We start from the raw sequence: 18,172 nt of genomic DNA, 5'->3' as shown, positions 1-18,172 counted from the left end.
AAATAAAAAGAAGGTATCTCATTTCAGTGAGATACCTTCTTTTTAATCTTTCTTCAATCTTCGCGCTATACCATTCCCTAATGACTGTAATCCTTGAACGAGAATGATTAAAATAAAGACTGTTGCATACATTACTTCAGGTTCGTAGCGTAAATGCCCGAATCGATATGCGAGATCACCAAGGCCTCCAGCACCTACAAGTCCAGCCATTGCTGTTGCACCGATTAAGCCGATCGTTGCGATTGTTAATCCGAGTACGAGAGATGGACGAGCTTCTTTAACCATGACGTGCCAAATGATTTTTAAAGTAGAAATTCCCATTGCTTGATATGCTTCAATAACACCACGGTCCACTTCTAGTAAAGCCGTTTCCATTAAACGAGCAATATAGGGAGCTGTGAATACGACAAGTGGTACGATAACACCTTGCACACCAATAGATGTCCCCATTAGAAATTTTGTAAAAGGTAAAATAAAGAATAATAGAATGATAAATGGCAGAGAGCGAATGACATTAATAATTGTATTAAGAATCGGATATACGATTTTATTCTCTAGTTGGCCACCAGGTCTTGTTAAAGCGAGTGTTACACCGAGTGGTAACGCAATTAGAATAGAGATAAGTAGTGAAATAGATGTCATTTGAAAGGTTTGAATTGTTGCTTCCCATATTACGTTACCCCACTCATCCAAAAAGGACTTGTTTCCCATAATCTGTTCTACCTCCTTCTACGATGATCCCTTGTTCTTGCAAAAATGATAAGGCACGGTGTACTTCACTTTTTTCACCTTGCATATGAACGACCAGTTTCCCATATGCCTCATGTTTTAACTGCGTAATATTGCCTGATAAAATATTAGGATATACGTGGAAACGTTTTGTAGCAACAGCTAACGCGGGTTCTCCTGAAGAGGTTCCAATAAATGAAAGTGTTACGATTTCTCCAGTACTTTGTAGCTCTTTCTGTACCTCTTCTGGAATTTTAGCTGCAAATGCGCTATTTACAAATTTCTTCGTTGTTACATGTTGTGGATTTGTGAAAATATCTTTTACGGTTCCACTTTCAACGACAGATCCATGTTCCATTACAGCAACTTGGTCACATATACGCTGGATGACATTCATTTCGTGTGTAATTAGCAAAATCGTAATTCCGATTTCTTCGTTGATCTTTAATAATAAATCAAGAATAGAATCGGTCGTTTCCGGATCTAATGCGCTTGTTGCTTCATCACTTAATAAAACTTCAGGCTCATGAGATAGTGCGCGGGCGATCGCTACACGTTGTTTTTGACCACCAGATAATTCACTTGGATAGGCATCTTTTTTATTAAAGAGATCAACAATGCGTAAATACTTTTCTACCCTTTTTTCAATTTCATTTTTTGGAAGACCAGATAGACGTAAGGGTAGTGCGATGTTTTCATAAACGGTAACGGTTTTAAGTAAATTGAATCCTTGAAAAATCATGCCGATTTTTTGTCTCGCTTTTGCGAGTTCTTTCGTCGATAAGGTTGTTAAATCTTGATCGTTTACAATGATATTTCCTGTCGTTGGTTTTTCTAATAAATTTACACAGCGAATTAATGTACTTTTACCAGCGCCGCTATATCCGATGATTCCAAATACTTCGCTCTTCTTTACTTTAAGGGAAGTTGGTTTAAGAGCCTCAACATTCCCTTTTTTTGTTGAGAATACTTTGGAAATATTTTTCAATTCAATCATTATAGTCAGCTCCTACCAAGACGGTAAAACAGAACCATCGAATTTTTTCTCAATGAAATCTTTTACTTCTTTAGATTGATAAGCTTTCTTTAATTTATTTACAACAGCATCATCTTTATTTTCAGTACGAACAACGACCCAGTTCACATAGGGTGAATCTTTTCCCTCGCGGAAAATAGAATCTTTTGCGGGACTTAATTTTGCACCTAATGCAAAGTTTGTATTAATCGCAGCCGCCTTTACTTCACTTAGCTGCGTTGGTAATTGAGATGCCTCTAATTCAATAATTTTTAAATTTTTTGGATTTTCAATTACATCTTTTGCAGTCGCTTTTTCTGTAGCTTTTGGATCGATTTTTAAAACCCCTGCTTTTTCAAATAGCTTTAAAGCACGCAGCTCATTTGTTGGGTCATTTGGGACAGCAATTGCGTCGCCCTCTTTTAATTCTTTTACATCTTTTAAGTTTTTAGAGTATATACCCATAGGGAATGTTACTGTGGAAAATACTTCAGTTAATTTCATATTACGTTCAGCTTTAAATACGTCTAAATAAGATTTAGTTTGGTAGCTATTTACATCGAGGCTTTTTTCATCTAAAGATACGTTTGGTGCTACATAATCATTAAATATCTTTACATCGATTTGGAGGCCATCTTTTGCTGCAACTTCTTTCACCTTTTCAAAAATTTGTTCATGCGGTCCGCCTGTTACACCAACGGTAATCTTTTTCTCATCTAATGCTTTTACCTCTTTATCAGAATTAGCACCACATGCGCCTAACAATAATACAGCTCCACTTACAATACTTAATAATACCTTTTTCATTTATAATTCCTCCTTAATATGCGTTCTAAAATAAAAAGCACCTCTCAAAAATAAGAGAGGTGCCGAATAGACGAAATAGGTTCCTCTCTTATCTTCCAAAACGAAAATCGTTCTGCAGGAATTAGCACCTTAGCTTATACGTTATAAGCTCGGTTGCCGGGCATCATCGGGCCAGTCCCTCCGCCACTCTTGATAAGAGTATGTGTATTTAGTTTTTAAATATGGTACTAATAGTAAATCTTACAAAAAGAATTGTCAATATTATTTTCTGAATATATTTTATTTTAAGGTAATCGAAACATTGCCTTTCTTATGTCCCATCTCTACATACGTATGAGCTTCTGAAACTTCTTCCAATCGGTAAGTTCTATCAATAACAGGTTTTAGCTTTTCTGTTTCAGCTAGTTGTTTTAATAGGCTCATATCGTCTTTACTGACCTTTGCCATTGTTCCATTAACAGATACGTATTTTCCATTAGGCGTTAATGCTTTTTCACAAAGGGATTTTTTATACTTTCCAACTGCATCAAATATTATATCGTAGCACTCGCCTCGTTCAGTAAAATCTTCTTTCGTATAATCAATTGCGTTATCAGCCCCTAAAGATTTTACTAGCTCAAAATTTGAATTACTACAAACAGCTGTAACAGTCGCGCCGAAATATATAGCAAGTTGCACAGCGGCGGTACCTACTGATCCGGAGGCGCCATATATAAGTACTTGCTGTCCTTTTTTTATGTGTCCTTTTCTCAAAAAATGTAATGCTGAAGTTCCGCCGAAAGGAATAACTGCAGCTTCCTCATACGTCACATTGGTAGGTTTTAATGCTATCAATCCGCTTTCATGTACACATGTGTATTCAGCATAACCACCAACGTTAAGTCCTGTTAATGCAAAGATGTGATCTCCCTTTTTGAATTGAGTCACATCTGTTCCTATTTCTTCAACCTCTCCAGCTAATTCTACTCCAAGTATAGGTTTTCTCGGTTTTCTAAGCCCTAATACAAGTCGCATAGGAATCCAAAATAAAAGTGGACTAGTTAAAGCTTCGCATTCTACAATCGCCAGTTGTTACACTTGTTGCGTGAATCTTAACTAATACTTCATTCTTTTTAGGAGTAGGTTTCTTTACGTCTTGAAGCTTGAGAACGTTAGGTGGCCCGTATTTTGTGCAAATAATTGCTTTCATAGCAACCTCCTGAATTAAGTTATTTTCCTCTACATCATATTTAAATGTTTTTTTAATCATGCTTATGGTTTCACTTCATAATAAGTAAAAGAAAGATAGTTCTTTTTTAGAGTGTAGTATTTTCCTTTTAAGAAAGTAGGTACAATAAGAATAGAGAGAAGTACTAGTGAGATTAGAATTTCAAACGAGGAGAGTGCCATTTGAAAAAAAGAAAAATAGCGGTTGTAATTGTAGCGTATACAGTGTTGCTCACGACATCTATATATACATACAAAGAGCAACTGGATCATCCTATTATGAGTGATGTAGGGAAGTTGCTTCCAACGAAAATTAAACGTGTTGAAAATGCTGAGGATGAAAGTTCATTAAAAAAGTTAGTGCAAGATGCAACTGTTTCTGGAGAGAAGATTTCCATTGCAGGTATGCAACATAGCCAAGGCGGGCAGACGTATTATCCGAACGGTACGATGCTTGATATGAAAGGGTATAATGAAATATTAGAATTCGATCCGGAGAAGAAGAGGATTAGGGTGCAAAGCGGTGTCACATGGAATGACATTCAAAAGAAAATCAATCCGTATGGTCTTGCAGTTCAAGTGATGCAATCTCAAAATATTTTTACTGTTGGTGGTTCATTAAGTGTAAATGTACATGGGCGTGATATTCGTCATGAAGCATTGATTGATACAGTAGAGTCGTTCAGATTATTAATGGCAGATGGTATAGTACGTGATGTAAGTAGAGAAGAAAATGCTGACTTGTTTCCGTATGTAATTGGGGGATATGGATTGTTTGGTGTGATTTTAGATGTGACGCTACAGTTAACAAACGATGAATTGTATGAAACGCATACGAAGGTACTAGATTATAAAGAATACTCTTCATACTTTAAGAATAAAGTGCGAAGAGACGAGAATATACGTATGCATTTAGCACGTATTTCTGTTGCCCCAAATTCATTTTTAAAAGAAATGTATGTGACAGATTATGTACTGGCAGAAGATCAACAGAAGTTGAAAGAGTACAGCAAATTAAAAGAAGAAAATATTATAGCTGCGCCGAAATTTTTGCTCGGGTTATCACGTTATAGTGACTGGGGAAAGGGCGTATTTTGGGATATACAAAGAAGTTATTTTGAACGTACAGATGGTAAGTACGAAACTCGAAATAATGTAATGAGATCTGATAGTGCTTTTATGGAATACGATAATCCAAACTTGACCGAAGTTTTACAAGAGTACTTTGTACCGATAGATGGTTTTGCAGAGTATATAGATGATTTGCGAATTGTTTTAAATGAAGAGGAATTAAACCTTCTTAACATTACAATCCGCTATGTAGAAAAGAATGAGAATGCGGTGCTATCTTATGCGAAAGATGATATGTTTGCGCTTGTGCTTCTAATTAATCAAGGGCGTTCTGAAGATGAAATAAAGAAAACAAAACTGGCTATTCAGAAGATGATAGATGTTACTTTAAAGCATAATGGAAGTTATTATTTACCATATTATTCTTATCCAGAAAAGGAGCAACTAAAGAAAGCGTATCCTCGTATAGAAGAATTCCTTCAGAAGAAGAAGGAAGTAGACCCAGAGGAAAGGTTTGTGAATTTATTTTATAAGGAGTATAGCAAATGACATATAGAAGATTTGTGGCCTCACAAAGCATTATTATGATGGCGGGTAGTATGGTATTTCCTTTTTATATACTATTGCTTCGAAATGTTGGAAATAGTTTCTCGCAATTTGGCTGGGCTTATGGCTTATTTGCTTTAACTTCAGCTCTAGTATATCCGTTAGTTGGGAAAATTTCTGATAGAGTGGGTGATAGGAAACTATTAATTGTATACGCCTGGTCTATGGCTATATTAATGCTTTGTTTCCCTATTGTAACAGAAGTTTGGCATGTATATATTCTCCAAATTTTAATGGGTATTTTAGGTGCTGTGCAGCGTAATACCGAGAAGACGTCGTTAGCGCGGAAGGTAGTGCATAAGGAAGCTGGTTATGAAATCGGGAAATACCATGTATGGACATCAATTGGTGGCGGAGTAGCTATAATTGCAACTGGTTACCTAGTGGATTTCTTTACGATAGGGACTATTTTTTACATTGCTTCAGTTTTATATGTAGTTAGTGGATTTATATTAAGCCGCAGTGATAAGTAATTAAAAGTATTTCCATTCCCATTTTTACCTGATTACCCTTTATTTGTTATACTTATGGAGAAGACAAAAGAAAAGGGGACATTGCCTTTGATGAAATTTATAGTTTTAGCTATTCTCACTTTGTTTTTGATTCCATGGACTAGAAGCGGTAATAAAATTCGCGCGGTGGATAAAGGAGGAAATGAGAAAGTTGTAAAGGGTAAGAAATCATCTATTTTAGTTATTCCTGTTTTATTTTGGATAGGTATTGCAATCTATGAATATTTTTGGCTAATTGATGATCGAGCAGATTCTATTCTTACTCATTATTCTGTTGCAGTAGCGATTTTAATTGGGCTTGTTTTATTTTCACAAGAGCAGGTAGGGAAATTAGAAGGTATGTTAAAAGGACTTCTAATGTTTGTTTTACTCGCAAGTTACGGCTATTTTGGTTATTTGCACGATATAGTAATCTCGCAAAAGAAATATGATTCTGTCGTTAAGGTAGAGAAAGATATTTCAGAGCCATTTACTGAAAATGACCAACCGTTTACAGTTCCGCCTAAAACAGCGGAGAATAAAATGAAAAAGGTATTTGGTGACATTCCGAAAGTAGCTTATTTTGAGCTAGGGGAATTAACACCACAAATGGTAAACGGGGAAGCTTTATACGTAGCGCCGATTGAAGTTTCAGGTTTTTTTAAAGCACGTAAAGCAGAAACAATTCCAGGTTACGTAACGATGTCAGGTACAAATCCTGATGCGGAAGCGAAATTACATCTTGGATATAAAATGAAGTATGTACCAAGTATGTTTTTTGGTAATAAATTAGAACGTGTCGTTCGAAAAGCAGAGCCAGATTTAATCTTTAAAGGAAAACCAAAATTTGAGGTTGATGATAAAGGGAAACCGTATTATACAATGACATACGGCGAGTTTATTTCAGGAAGATCAGGTTTTGAAGTACAAGGGGTTGTCGTTGTTGATGCACAAACAGGCGATGTGAAACGATATGATAAAGGGAAGGCACCTAAGTTCGTTGATGGTGTATTAAATCATGAAACAGCATCAACGTTAAATACGTACTTCGGGAAATATATTCATGGATTCTGGAATACGAAATTCTCACAAACTGACATGAAGATTCCGACTGAATGGGGAACGAAGGAAGGTGTTACACCAATCTTCGGGAAAGATGGCAAACTGTATTATTTTACAGATTTCACCTCTCCGAAAGAAGGAGTAGATTCTGCCCTCGGTTACTCATTAGTTGATGCACGTACAGGAAAGTTGTATTACTACAACGGAAAAGAAGTAAAGGGAATTATGGACGGTTCGGCTGCTACAGAAGTAGTAGATAATTCCTTTAAGAGAGAGAAATGGCATGGAACGATGCCGGTTATTTATAACGTATATGGTAAACCTGCTTGGATTGTTCCAGTTATTGATGATGGTGGATTAGTACGTGCCCATACCGTTATATATGCTTCTAACGCGAAGGTCTTTGCAGCCGGTTCAACGCAAAAAGAAGCACTTGAAAATTATAAAAATGTACTGAGTGGAAGTGGTGATTCATTTAGACCAACTTCAAATGGGAAAGAAGCACAAAAAGAAGGTATTGTACAACGTGTGTATAAAGAAAAATCAGGTGAAAATACGATTGTCTACGTACTGTTAGAAAATGAGCAAAAAGTATTTATGATACCTGCGAAGAAATTCCCATATGCAATGTTTACAGAAGTAGGAGATCCAATTCAAATCACATATTTAGACACAGGAGAAATGATGGCATCTGTATCTAAATTTACAAATAGTAATTTGAAAAAGTAGGCGATAGAAATTCTATCGCTTTTTTTTACATTATTAAACAGGGAAATACGGTATACTTGACGTATATTTATGTTGTAACTATAATTGTTACGATTAAGTAGTTATATGAAAGGGTGAATGGAAAAAGTGAATGGAGTTAATCACGAAGTATATAAACCTGTAAAGATAAACAGGTTATGGATGATTCTTGTATTAGGGACACTTACGGCAATTGGGCCATTATCTATTGATATGTATTTGCCTTCTTTACCAAAGTTAACGGATGATTTACAAACGGGTGCATCCCTTGCGCAGCTTACATTAACTGCTTGTCTGCTTGGGCTTTCAGTAGGACAGTTATTTGTTGGTTCAATTAGTGACATTTACGGAAGGCGCAAACCTCTTATTATCGCTCTTATTATTTATGTTGCTTCTTCTTTACTTTGTGCTGTTGCACCATCTATTTGGAGTTTAGTGCTTTTACGCTTCTTACAAGGTGCTTCAGGATCTGCTGGTATCGTTATATCACGTGCAATGGTACGTGATATGTATTCAGGTTCTGAAATGACGAAGTTTTTCTCATTACTTATGTTAGTAAACGGAGCAGCACCTATTTTGGCACCGATTATTGGAGGGCAATTATTACAGTTCACATCATGGCGCGGCGTCTTTATCGTCCTTGGAGCAATTAGTGTATTCATGCTAATATCAGCTACTTTCGTATTACGTGAAACATTACCTCCTGAAGAAAGAGAGACAGGTGGTTTGTCGGGAACGCTGGCGACATACGGAAAGCTTCTGAAAGATCGTTTATTTATGGGTTATGCATTGTCGCAAGGATTAGTAACAGCTGCAATGTTTGCTTATATTTCTGGTTCACCGTTCGTGTTGCAAAATATATACGGGGCATCACCGCAAGAGTTTAGTTTGTTCTTTGCGATTAACGGTATTGGTATTATTATTGCTAGCCAAGTTACTGGCCGCCTAGCAGGGAAAGTTAATGAGAAAACTTTATTTGTTTTCGGTATTGTTATTGCGGCTGTTGGCGGTCTATCGTTACTACTTACAATCGTATTTGGAATAGGTCTAATCGGTGTTTTATGCTCGCTATTCCTCGTCGTATCAAGTGTTGGGGTTGTATCAACAACGGGCTTCTCGTTAGCAATGAGAAATCAAAGACAAGCAGCAGGAACAGCATCAGCTTTATTAGGTTTATTACAGTTCATTTCAGGAGCACTTGTTGCACCGCTAGTAGGTATTGGTGGAAGTAATACAGCACTTCCTATGGGTGTTGTTATAGCTCTTTGTGAAATTGGTGCTGTGTTATGCTATTTATTCATGGCAAAAAGAAGTGAAAAGCAGTTTGAACTGCAACAATACCAAAATTTAGAGGCTTAACAAAAAGAGCTGATTCAAACATTTCTTTGAATCAGCTCTTTTTTTCATTTCTTTGAAATAACTCATACATATTATTCATGATCGCATCATATAAGAAAGCAAGTTTATCCCATACCCAACGGTTGCTATCGACCTCTTTCTCTCCGCAGTCAATAATATCAGTATGATCTGTAATTCTATATGCCCTCTCAACGATAATAGGAGCAATCTTCGGTATACGTGGAATTTCTTTTAAAGCATCTGCAAAGTTTCCGATATAAACATGACCGATAATTTCGATTGTTAATGATTTATCAGATATATTGAGTACAGTATGAAATTTATTTGTATGTTGTTGTTTTAAATGTTGTGCTAACTGAAATGGAGCATGCTTCTTTTTTAATACGCGGCGAAGGCTCTCTGTATTTTCAATATGGAGTGATTTTTCGCGAATAAGGACACGAATATCTTCTCCCATAAAAGGTATTGTATTGTACATGGATGATTCTCCTTAGAAACTTAACTACGCTTGCGTTATGCATATGTAAGTCTAGCATGGTTTGTTCTCTACGTGTGCTTACAGTTTTGTAAGGTGGCATAGTAAAGGAGTGCAAAAGTTACTTGAATAAAGTGACGATACTGTGACAAAAATGTTGATATACATATTAAGAAATCATCTTAAGTGCAAAATTTAGGATGTTCTCGGTATAATAAAACAAGTGGAGATAAGAAAAACTGTAATTCGTAGTAGATGTAGATAAAAGGAGAATAAGAGATGAAGAAGGTTTTCGGTATTGCAATGCTTGGGGGTATGCTCCTTCTAGCGGGATGTAATGGAAATAAAGACACGAAAGATACGAAAGAACCGAAAGAAAAGGTAGAGCAATCTACTGAACAGACAGAAGATATGAAAGCGTATCGCGAGGTACATGAAAAGTATGATGCGAAGATGAACAAGGAAATTAATAAAGCGTTACAGTTATTTGAAGTGGCAAAAGAAAAGGGCGGTAAGGAAATAACTAATGCTAAATATAAGGAAGACGTGCAAAATGTAACAACGGGCATGCTAGAAGATATAGATCATATGCGTAAAGAAATTCGTGTACCGAAGTCGAAAGAACAAGAACATGAAATGTATGTTGGTTTCTTAAATGAATCGGAACAAGCAATGAAAAAATTACAGAAGTTAGCTAAAGAAGAAGACTCATCGTTGATTCGTGATATAGAAATTAATTTTTCAACAGCATCGACATACTATAAACGTTTTCAAACAGAAACGGAAAAATAACCTTGCGCATGCAAGGTTATTTTTTCTTATTTACGTAAAAATACTATATACAGTAGATACTAATAAAGTTCACCTATATGCGCCTTCAATCCTCGAATACTTAATACCCATTGAATTTCTGTTTTATTATGAGTATCAACGAAAACTGATTTTTCTAAATATATCCAATTTGATTGACTTTTCATTTTTTCAGAATTATAATTCAAAATATACAATTTGAACCAAATAATAATATAGCAATTTACTTATCCAGAGAGGTAGAGGGACTGGCCCTATGACACCTCAGCAGCGGGTTCTGAAATAGAACACCGTGCTAATTCCAGCAAGCAAGTCTTGAAAGATAAGTGATGGGCATAGTTTTATTAAGCCTTGATCTTATTTTTTAAGATCAAGGCTTTTTGTGTTTTAAGAAGTGGAGAAGGAATGATGGGAACAAATATGTCAATAAAACAAAGTAAATTCATTTGTTTAGGGGGTTATTGAAGTGTATGTTATTAAAAAACTATCGGTTATGGTATTCACGCTATGGGTTATTACGACAGTAACATTTTTAATTATGCATATTATTCCAGGGGATCCATTTTCATCAGACGCGAAAATCTTTCCTGAAGAAGTGATACAAAATATGAGAGCGAAGTATCACCTTGATGAACCGTTATGGAATCAGTATGTTGCTTATTTAGATGGCGTAGTTCATTTTGATTTTGGTGAATCTGTTCAATCGACAGGTCAAGGCGTATCAGAAATTATAACGACCGGCTTTGGCCCATCGGCCATCATTGGTCTACAAGCACTTGTTATTTCGTTGTTAGTCGGAATTGCCGCAGGTACATTTGCTGCTCTATATCACGGGAAAGTAATTGATTATAGTGTGAGCTTGCTTGCGATTCTCGGTATTTCTATTCCGAGTTTTATTTTAGCGCCGCTATTCATACAAGTATTCGCCATTCAATTTGAACTTTTACCAGTAGCGTCTTGGGGAACATTTGAGCATACTGTATTACCTTCCTTCGCATTAGCGCTCGGGCCAATCGCAGTTATTACAAGATTTGTTCGCTCTAATATGATTGAAGTGTTGCAGAGTGATTATATTAAGCTAGCGAGAGCGAAAGGTATACCAATTAAGAAAATCATTATAAGACATGCTCTTCGAAATGCGATTGTTCCGGTACTTACATTTGTTGGCCCATTAATGGCTGGACTTTTAACAGGGACTTTCGTTATTGAAAAAATCTTTTCAATTCCTGGTTTAGGAAAATATTTTGTAGATAGTATTTTTAACCGAGATTATCCGGTGATTATGGGAACAACCATTTTCTATAGTGCGCTATTAATTGTATGTATTTTTATTACAGATATCATTCATCGTATTGTTGATCCGCGCATTCGTTCTATTACGTAAGGAGGGTGATGTTTAAATGGGGGCTTATGAAATTAATGACCAGTTATTAACGAATGAAGAGAAAAAAGAATTAACGATAAATAAAGATCAGCAAACGATTAGCCGGAAAAAGGAAGTGTTTCGCAAGTTTATATCAAACCCTATAGCAGTTTTAGGGGCAGTGACGTTATTACTAATTATTATTTTCTCGCTTATTGGCGAAAGTTTAACGTCATTTACTGCGAGTGAACAAGTAAAAGAAGCAACTAATTTACCGCCTAGTAGTGAGCATTGGTTCGGAACAGACGATTTAGGGAGAGATATTTGGGCGCGTACTTGGGCTGGTGGGAAAATTTCATTAACAGTTGGATTGGTAGCAGCAGCTCTTGATATAGGGCTTGGTGTACTTATCGGAGGTTTTAGTGGATATGTGAGAGGGCGTAATCGTCTTGGAACGTTAATTGATGAGTGGATTATAAGAGGGATTGAAGTGTTATACGGTATCCCATATTTGTTAATTGTTATTTTACTATTAATCATTATGAAACCAGGACTTTTTACAATTATAATCGCCCTTGCGTTAACGGGATGGATTGGCATGGCACGTCTCATTCGGGCGCAAGTACTTTCATTGAAACAAAGAGAATTTGTTATTGCAGCAGAGCGATTAGGCACACCTCATATGAAAATTATATATGGGCATTTAATTCCAAACTTAACAGGGATTATTATCGTAAATTTATCATTTACAATTCCAGCAGCTATTTTTTCAGAATCATTTTTAAGCTTTATCGGACTTGGAGTACAATCACCAGCAGCAAGCTGGGGGACGATGACAAACGATGCGCTCGGGACATTATTGAGCGGAGAATGGTGGCAACTATTCTTCCCAGCAATCATGATTGCACTCATTATGTTCGCATTTAATGCAATTGGTGATGGTTTGCAAGATGCAATTGATCCGAAAATCGTAAAACGGAATCGGAAGGAGAAAAAACATGGGACAGCTCTTATCTTTAGAAAAAGTAACGTTGGCCGTTGAAAAAGAGAATAGTAAACAAGCAATTGTGAAGCATGTTTCCTTTTCTATTAACGAAGGTGAAATTGTTGCACTTGTAGGAGAAAGTGGCTCAGGAAAAAGTGTTACAGCACAATCAATTATCGGTCTAAATCAAGAATCAATTCGTATTGATGATGGAAATGTATCTTTCCAATCAAAGGAATTAACTAATTTACAAGAATCAGAATGGAATCAAATTCGCGGGAAAGATATTTCCTTTATCTTTCAAGACCCGCTTTCATCTTTAAATCCGACGATGAAGGTGGGAAGACAAATTACAGAAGTAATTGTGCAGCATGAAAAAAAATCGAAAAAAGAGGCAAAAGAAATTGCGATTAACTTACTAAATGATTTAGGGATACATGAAGCAGAGAAACGCTTTGAACAATACCCGTATCAGTTAAGCGGAGGTATGAGGCAGCGTATTTGTTTAGCAATTGCGTTTGCATGTCACCCGAAGCTCGTTATTGCAGATGAACCTACAACGGCGTTAGATGTAACAATTCAAAAACAAATTATGGGGTTATTAAAAGAGCGAAAAGAAAAACAAAATACGAGTATTTTATTAATTACACACGACTTGGCGCTTGTACGTGAAGTAGCTGACCGAGTAGTAGTTATGTATGGGGGGCGTGTTGTTGAAAAAGGAACGATACAGGAGGTAATAGGTTCTCCTAAACATCCATATACGAAAAGCTTATTACAAGCAATTCCGAATATGGATGATTCAGAAAAGGTACTCCGGGCAATTGAGGGAACAACACCTTCAATTGAAACGTTAAATAGTTTTGGGTGCCCGTTTGTGAATCGTTGTCCTGTAGCGCTAAAAGAATGTATCCATCGTTTTCCGGAAAAAACATCGTATTCTGGGGAGCATAGTTCGCATTGTTGGCAACACATTCTAGAGCACAATAAAGCGAAATCAAAAGAGAAGGTGAATGCTTCATGACGACAGATTTAATAGCTGTAAAACAAGTAACAAAAACATATGGAAGTAAAAATAAAGAAATTGCGGCGCTAAAAGGTATATCACTTTCTATTCCGAAAGGAACAACTCTTGGCATTATCGGAGAAAGTGGTTCAGGAAAAACAACACTTGGTAAGCTCATAGCTGGGATTGAAAAACCAACGTCTGGTGAAATTGATTATAACGGTCAAGTTGTTCACACGCTGAAGTCAGCTAATAAGCGAAATTTCTTACAGAAAGTACAGTTTATTTTTCAAGATTCCACAGCTGCATTAAATCCGCGCTGGAAAGTACGCGATAGCGTAACAGAAGGATATATTTCATTCGGTTTAGGCGATAAAGGATTGAAAGATAAAGTCGCAGGTGATGCACTAGAGCGTGTTGGATTAGATAGACGATATATTGATCGTTATCCCCACGAATTTAGCGGAGGGCAACGTCAACGTATTGCTATTGCAAGAGCACTATTATGTGAGCCAGAAGTTTTAATCCTTGATGAACCAATTTCAGCATTAGATGTTTCACTGCAAATCCAAATTGTACATCTGCTGCAAAAGATTCAAAAGGAACAAGGCTATACATATTTATTTATCGCACATGATTTACCGATGGTTCACTATTTATGTGAAAAAGTGGCTGTCTTATACAAAGGAGAACTTGTTGAATTTGGAAATACGGACGAAGTATTCCGTAATCCACAACATTCTTATACAAAAACATTATTAGCATCAACACCAAAAATTTCAGGTTAAAGGAGAATGTAGGATGAAGAAGTTTTTACTGTTTGTCATTATGACTGTTTTAGCAATTACTTCTGTTGCTTGCGGTAAGAAAGAGACGCAAAAAGCGAGTGCTGGTAAGGGTGAAGGAGATCGATTAGTAACGAATATTAGTAGTGATCCGTATACGCTTGATTCTGCCATTGCGACAGATAGCACGTCAGGTTATGTAATTGGGCAGTTGTTTTCAAGTTTATATACGCAAGATAGTGATGGGAAATATCAAAATGAATTAGCAGAGAAAGAAGAAGTAAACGCTGATGGGACTGAGTATACAATTCATTTAAAGAAAGATATTAAATGGTCGGACGGTTCTCCTATTACAGCAAATGATTTTGAGTTTGCATGGAAGCGATTATTAAATCCGAAAACGGGTTCTATGAATGCGACAGAAATGTATTTTATTAAAGGAGCAGAGGCATATAATACTGGAAAAGGTGAAGAAGGGCAAGTTGGTATTCAAGTCGTTGATCCTCAAACATTAAAGGTGACACTTGAGCACCCAGTTGCTTCTATTAAACAAAAATTAGCAAGTTCATTATTTATTCCATTATCTAAAAAATCGATTGATGATAATAATAAATTAAAAACAGATCCAAAAGAGTTAATTACGAACGGACCATTCACGTTAAAAGAATGGAAGCATAACCAAGCTATTACAGTACAAAAAAATAAAGAATACTATGATAAAAAGGTAACATTAAAAGAAATTGAGTTTCGTATTATTCCAGATTCTAAAACAGCGTACCAATTGTACAAATCAAAAGAATTAGATTTGCTAAGTAGCTTACCACAAGAGATGATTGAAAAAGAAAAAGGAAACAAAGAATATAAGCGCGTTGCAGGATTCTCATCTTATATTTATTCGTTTAACGTAGAAAAAGAGCCGTTTACAAATGCGAAAGTACGTAAAGCATTTTCATTAGCGGTTGATCGTAAGTTTATCGTTGAAAAACTGTATAAAAATAATGCACAGGAAGCATATGCATTCGTTCCAGAAGGAGCAAAAACACAAGGTGGTCGTGATTTCCGTAAAGAAAAAGGTGATTACGTAAAGTTCGATCCAGCAGAAGCGAAAAAATTATTAGAAGAGGGTATGAAAGAGCAAGGTTGGTCTACATTACCTGAAGTAACATTAAAATTCACTACAGATACACAGCATAAAAAAGTAGCAGAAGCAATGCAAGAAATGTTTAAGAAAAATCTTGGTGTAGATATTAAATTAGAAAATAAAGAGTGGAAGAGTTACATCGACACATACAAGCAAAGTGATTTCCAATTAGCTTATATGGGATGGGGCGGCTCTCTATTAGATCCAATTACTAAACTAGATTTATATGCAGGTGATGGTCCAAACAACTATGCAAAATGGCATAATAAAGAATTTGACGCTTTAGTAAAAGAAGCAGAAGTTGAACAAAACGAAGATAAGCGCTTTGACTTATTGCATAAAGCAGAAGATATTATGTTTGATGATGCACCATTAATCCCAATTATTTCCCCAAGCTCTTCGTATTTACAAAAATCATCAGTATCTGGCGTCCAATTCATTATCGGTTCTAGCCCAGAACTAAGATACGTAAAAATTAAAAAATAAAGAAGTAGGCAACCGCCTACTTCTTTATTTTATTTCTCTTTTATATTCTTTTTTCGTTCCGTCAGAGAAGACAACTTCTAAAGCGAATTTTTGATAGTCTTTATCAAGTTTGAATACATTTACTACTTGATCAATTACTTCTTGATCTGGTGTGTTTTTATCAAATTTTAATTCTTGTAGAAGAGGGCTTAACTTTGTAACAGCCTCGTCACCTGTGAACTTTACATCTGTTTTATGGTCTTCAATTTTTGCTTCCATTTTCTTATCCGCTGCTACATTTTTATAATCAGCTTCGTAGTCTTTCTTCGTATCTTGATAGTCTGCTTTTAAATCAAATTCATTAAAGTTTAGTTTTAAATCTGCAGGAGCCTCATTTTTTGCTTCTTCAGTTGTCTTTTTATTAGAAGTTGCATCTTCTTTTGCAGGAGCTTTGCATCCTGTTAATGCAGGTACTAGCATAAGAGCTAATAAAGCTGATAGTAAAATTCTCATCATAAATTCCTCCTTAAGGTAACTTCGTTCTATACAAGTTTTTCCCAATTTCATGTAATTATGTATGTGTTGAAAATAAATTATTTTCTTATAGCTTCAAGGATTAATCCGCAATTTAAATCAAAAAGGATTTGTATGTATATGGTAAATTGAAGTTGTGAGGAGGTACTGAAATGCATGAAGAATATAAAGAGATGATAAAAAAAGCAATCGAATATGTAGAGAATCATTTGCATGAAGAGCTTACAACAGAAAGAGTGGCATTTCACAGTGCAGTATCGATGTACCATTTTCATCGTATTTTTCAAAGTTATATCGGGATGAGTGTAACGGATTATGTTCGTAAGAGAAGATTAACTCATGCTGCACAAGCTTTAGTGTCGACTGAAAGAGCAGTCATTGATATTGCAGTGCAATATGGTTTTTCCTCACAAGAGGCATTTACTAGAGCTTTTAAAAGAATGTTTCAATTACCACCAAAAAAATATCGAAAGTATTTCCAGTCATTTTATATAGAAAGAGAGGGTGTTTCAATGGAAAAAGGTATACCAAAAGGATGGGTATTAAGCGGAAGTCATCCTGCTGAATATGAGATGGGTTTAGATTACGAAGTTGTTCATCAAGGAAAAGTATCTGCATATATAAAAGCGAAAGAGAACGTTACGCATGGAGGCTTTTCGACATTAATGCAAATGTTCCGAGCGGATAAATATGTAGGTAAGAGATTACGTTTAACAGCATTCATTAAGAGTGAGAATGTAAAAGATTGGGCAGGATTGTGGATGCGAGTAGATGGAAAAGATACAGAGCCTATTGCTATGGATAACATGCAAAATCGTCCAATTAAAAATACGAATAACTGGCAATCGTACTCGGTTGTACTAGATATAAAAGAAGAAGCACTTGGTATTGCATTTGGTGTTTTATTATCAGGAGAAGGTTGTGTCTGGCTAGATAGTATTCGATTTGATGAAGTGGATGAAAAAATTCCTTCAACAGATTTGGCAGAAAATTTTTATGAAACACTCTTAGAAGAACCTGTGAATTTGCAATTTGAAGAAGTAGAAAAATAAAAGGTAAGGAGAAAAGATATGCTCAAATATGTAAAACTAATAAGTGTTAGTCTAGTAGTATCTTCGGGTATTATGGGAATCAATTATTTAATTAGTTATCTTTGGTCAGGACATATACCTTCGTTGACGTGGAGAACATATTTGATGTTTATGATTATATTTATTATGAGTTTTAGTTCAATACAAAAAGAAGGGAAAGAGGATTATTGACGATAGTCTTCTTCGCATTTCTTTCATTAACATACAAATGTTTATCACTGTATTCGAGATTATTTCCCGCAACATACGCAGCGAATGGTTATTATACAATAATATTTAGCGGAGTTAATTTAGAGAAAAATATTATTTCGTTATTGTTTATTATTTCAGTTACACAATTGGTAGCGGGAATCGCTATAGTTATAAAAGGAATGGTAAAGGGAAGAAGCTCTGTAGTTAAAGAAGTATAAAGTAAAAAAGGTAT

At 35.7% G+C, this 18,172-nt stretch carries 18 protein-coding genes, 1 pseudogene and 2 riboswitches; of the genes and pseudogenes, 13 read left to right on the top strand and 6 right to left on the bottom strand.

What is annotated here, in order from left to right; genetic code table 11:
* Positions 1-42: 42 nt before the first annotated feature.
* The 4 genes and pseudogenes from MR071_RS14655 to MR071_RS14640 form a co-directional block, all read right to left on the bottom strand.
* Positions 43-711 (bottom strand): methionine ABC transporter permease, encoded by a 669-nt coding sequence (locus tag MR071_RS14655; RefSeq protein ID WP_105587192.1) that lies wholly within the window; start codon positions 709-711, stop codon positions 43-45.
* Positions 686-1,726, bottom strand: a complete 1,041-nt coding sequence (locus MR071_RS14650) for a methionine ABC transporter ATP-binding protein (RefSeq protein WP_105587191.1) — start codon at positions 1,724-1,726, stop codon at positions 686-688. The genes MR071_RS14655 and MR071_RS14650 overlap by 26 nt, the downstream gene beginning before the upstream one ends.
* Positions 1,727-1,738: 12 nt before the next feature.
* Entirely contained in the window at positions 1,739-2,551 is an 813-nt protein-coding gene (locus MR071_RS14645; protein WP_105587190.1) for a MetQ/NlpA family ABC transporter substrate-binding protein, read from the bottom strand.
* An 85-nt stretch (positions 2,552-2,636) separates the two neighbouring features.
* Positions 2,637-2,750: riboswitch (SAM riboswitch) on the bottom strand.
* Positions 2,751-2,830: 80 nt separating this feature from the next.
* Positions 2,831-3,740: pseudogene (locus MR071_RS14640) on the bottom strand (NAD(P)-dependent alcohol dehydrogenase).
* 200 nt (positions 3,741-3,940) lie between these two features.
* Here MR071_RS14640 and MR071_RS14635 point away from each other — a divergent pair.
* The 4 genes from MR071_RS14635 to MR071_RS14620 all read left to right on the top strand — a co-directional run bounded on the left by MR071_RS14635 (position 3,941) and on the right by MR071_RS14620 (position 9,093).
* Complete coding sequence (locus MR071_RS14635) at positions 3,941-5,377, top strand: FAD-binding oxidoreductase (RefSeq protein ID WP_242236568.1); 1,437 nt, start codon at positions 3,941-3,943, stop codon at positions 5,375-5,377.
* The gene (locus MR071_RS14630) at positions 5,374-5,907 is read left to right on the top strand and encodes an MFS transporter (protein ID WP_105587188.1); all 534 of its coding nucleotides are present in this window, start codon (positions 5,374-5,376) and stop codon (positions 5,905-5,907) included. The genes MR071_RS14635 and MR071_RS14630 overlap by 4 nt, the downstream gene beginning before the upstream one ends.
* Positions 5,908-5,997: 90 nt before the next feature.
* Entirely contained in the window at positions 5,998-7,716 is a 1,719-nt protein-coding gene (locus MR071_RS14625; RefSeq protein WP_105587187.1) for a DUF3981 domain-containing protein, read from the top strand.
* A gap of 117 nt (positions 7,717-7,833) precedes the next feature.
* Positions 7,834-9,093: a multidrug effflux MFS transporter gene (locus MR071_RS14620; protein ID WP_105587186.1), complete on the top strand. Its 1,260-nt coding sequence runs from the start codon at positions 7,834-7,836 to the stop codon at positions 9,091-9,093.
* A gap of 31 nt (positions 9,094-9,124) precedes the next feature.
* Here MR071_RS14620 and MR071_RS14615 read toward each other — a convergent pair whose 3' ends face one another.
* The gene (locus MR071_RS14615) at positions 9,125-9,571 is read right to left on the bottom strand and encodes a hypothetical protein (RefSeq protein ID WP_105587185.1); all 447 of its coding nucleotides are present in this window, start codon (positions 9,569-9,571) and stop codon (positions 9,125-9,127) included.
* A gap of 276 nt (positions 9,572-9,847) precedes the next feature.
* On the opposite strand from MR071_RS14615, the gene MR071_RS14610 reads away from it, so the two are divergent.
* The 6 genes from MR071_RS14610 (at position 9,848) to MR071_RS14585 (ending at position 16,144) form a co-directional block, all read left to right on the top strand.
* Positions 9,848-10,360 carry a hypothetical protein gene (locus MR071_RS14610; protein ID WP_105587184.1) on the top strand — a complete coding sequence of 171 codons (513 nt, stop codon included), beginning with the start codon at positions 9,848-9,850 and terminating at the stop codon, positions 10,358-10,360.
* A gap of 242 nt (positions 10,361-10,602) precedes the next feature.
* A riboswitch (SAM riboswitch) is annotated at positions 10,603-10,707 on the top strand.
* A gap of 137 nt (positions 10,708-10,844) precedes the next feature.
* On the top strand, positions 10,845-11,762 hold the full coding sequence (locus tag MR071_RS14605; RefSeq protein ID WP_002140132.1) for an ABC transporter permease: 918 nt from the start codon (positions 10,845-10,847) through the stop codon (positions 11,760-11,762).
* 16 nt (positions 11,763-11,778) lie between these two features.
* On the top strand, positions 11,779-12,783 hold the full coding sequence (locus MR071_RS14600) for an ABC transporter permease (RefSeq protein ID WP_242236566.1): 1,005 nt from the start codon (positions 11,779-11,781) through the stop codon (positions 12,781-12,783).
* On the top strand, positions 12,740-13,750 hold the full coding sequence (locus tag MR071_RS14595; protein WP_105587182.1) for an ABC transporter ATP-binding protein: 1,011 nt from the start codon (positions 12,740-12,742) through the stop codon (positions 13,748-13,750). Before MR071_RS14600 ends, MR071_RS14595 begins: the two co-directional genes overlap by 44 nt.
* The gene (locus tag MR071_RS14590; RefSeq protein WP_002202036.1) at positions 13,747-14,520 is read left to right on the top strand and encodes an ABC transporter ATP-binding protein; all 774 of its coding nucleotides are present in this window, start codon (positions 13,747-13,749) and stop codon (positions 14,518-14,520) included. The genes MR071_RS14595 and MR071_RS14590 overlap by 4 nt, the downstream gene beginning before the upstream one ends.
* Before the next feature lie 13 nt (positions 14,521-14,533).
* Complete coding sequence (locus MR071_RS14585; protein ID WP_242236564.1) at positions 14,534-16,144, top strand: peptide ABC transporter substrate-binding protein; 1,611 nt, start codon at positions 14,534-14,536, stop codon at positions 16,142-16,144.
* A gap of 24 nt (positions 16,145-16,168) precedes the next feature.
* Here the strand turns inward: MR071_RS14585 and MR071_RS14580 are convergent, their stop codons facing one another.
* Positions 16,169-16,636: a YusW family protein gene (locus tag MR071_RS14580; protein WP_105587180.1), complete on the bottom strand. Its 468-nt coding sequence runs from the start codon at positions 16,634-16,636 to the stop codon at positions 16,169-16,171.
* Between the two features lie 173 nt (positions 16,637-16,809).
* Here MR071_RS14580 and MR071_RS14575 point away from each other — a divergent pair, with 173 nt between their 5' ends.
* The 3 genes from MR071_RS14575 to MR071_RS14565 are packed head-to-tail and all read left to right on the top strand — an operon-like array spanning position 16,810 to position 18,158.
* A complete protein-coding gene (locus tag MR071_RS14575) occupies positions 16,810-17,709 on the top strand; it encodes a helix-turn-helix transcriptional regulator (protein ID WP_105587179.1) in 900 nt (299 codons plus the stop codon).
* A gap of 18 nt (positions 17,710-17,727) precedes the next feature.
* The gene (locus MR071_RS14570) at positions 17,728-17,919 is read left to right on the top strand and encodes a hypothetical protein (RefSeq protein ID WP_105587178.1); all 192 of its coding nucleotides are present in this window, start codon (positions 17,728-17,730) and stop codon (positions 17,917-17,919) included.
* Positions 17,916-18,158, top strand: a complete 243-nt coding sequence (locus MR071_RS14565) for a hypothetical protein (RefSeq protein WP_105587177.1) — start codon at positions 17,916-17,918, stop codon at positions 18,156-18,158. The genes MR071_RS14570 and MR071_RS14565 overlap by 4 nt, the downstream gene beginning before the upstream one ends.
* Positions 18,159-18,172: the final 14 nt, after the last annotated feature.

The organism is Bacillus cereus group sp. BfR-BA-01316 (assembly GCF_022664195.1).
Lineage (GTDB): Bacteria > Bacillota > Bacilli > Bacillales > Bacillaceae_G > Bacillus_A.
The sequence above is the reverse complement of the archived record's forward strand: the minus strand, read 5'-3'. Positions and strand labels throughout refer to the sequence as shown.

Excerpts from the sequence above, each read along its gene's own strand:
- MR071_RS14630 (WP_105587188.1), top strand. The coding sequence starts at position 5,374 with ATGACATATAGAAGATTTGTGGCCTCACAAAGCATTATTATGATGGCG.
- MR071_RS14645 (WP_105587190.1), bottom strand. The coding sequence starts at position 2,551 with ATGAAAAAGGTATTATTAAGTATTGTAAGTGGAGCTGTATTATTGTTA.
- MR071_RS14655 (WP_105587192.1), bottom strand. The coding sequence starts at position 711 with ATGGGAAACAAGTCCTTTTTGGATGAGTGGGGTAACGTAATATGGGAA.
- MR071_RS14620 (WP_105587186.1), top strand. The coding sequence starts at position 7,834 with ATGGAAAAAGTGAATGGAGTTAATCACGAAGTATATAAACCTGTAAAG.
- MR071_RS14595 (WP_105587182.1), top strand. The coding sequence starts at position 12,740 with ATGGGACAGCTCTTATCTTTAGAAAAAGTAACGTTGGCCGTTGAAAAA.
- MR071_RS14615 (WP_105587185.1), bottom strand. The coding sequence starts at position 9,571 with ATGTACAATACAATACCTTTTATGGGAGAAGATATTCGTGTCCTTATT.
- MR071_RS14610 (WP_105587184.1), top strand. The coding sequence starts at position 9,848 with ATGAAGAAGGTTTTCGGTATTGCAATGCTTGGGGGTATGCTCCTTCTA.
- MR071_RS14585 (WP_242236564.1), top strand. The coding sequence starts at position 14,534 with ATGAAGAAGTTTTTACTGTTTGTCATTATGACTGTTTTAGCAATTACT.
- MR071_RS14580 (WP_105587180.1), bottom strand. The coding sequence starts at position 16,636 with ATGAGAATTTTACTATCAGCTTTATTAGCTCTTATGCTAGTACCTGCA.
- MR071_RS14575 (WP_105587179.1), top strand. The coding sequence starts at position 16,810 with ATGCATGAAGAATATAAAGAGATGATAAAAAAAGCAATCGAATATGTA.
- MR071_RS14600 (WP_242236566.1), top strand. The coding sequence starts at position 11,779 with ATGGGGGCTTATGAAATTAATGACCAGTTATTAACGAATGAAGAGAAA.
- MR071_RS14650 (WP_105587191.1), bottom strand. The coding sequence starts at position 1,726 with ATGATTGAATTGAAAAATATTTCCAAAGTATTCTCAACAAAAAAAGGG.
- MR071_RS14590 (WP_002202036.1), top strand. The coding sequence starts at position 13,747 with ATGACGACAGATTTAATAGCTGTAAAACAAGTAACAAAAACATATGGA.
- MR071_RS14570 (WP_105587178.1), top strand. The coding sequence starts at position 17,728 with ATGCTCAAATATGTAAAACTAATAAGTGTTAGTCTAGTAGTATCTTCG.
- MR071_RS14625 (WP_105587187.1), top strand. The coding sequence starts at position 5,998 with ATGAAATTTATAGTTTTAGCTATTCTCACTTTGTTTTTGATTCCATGG.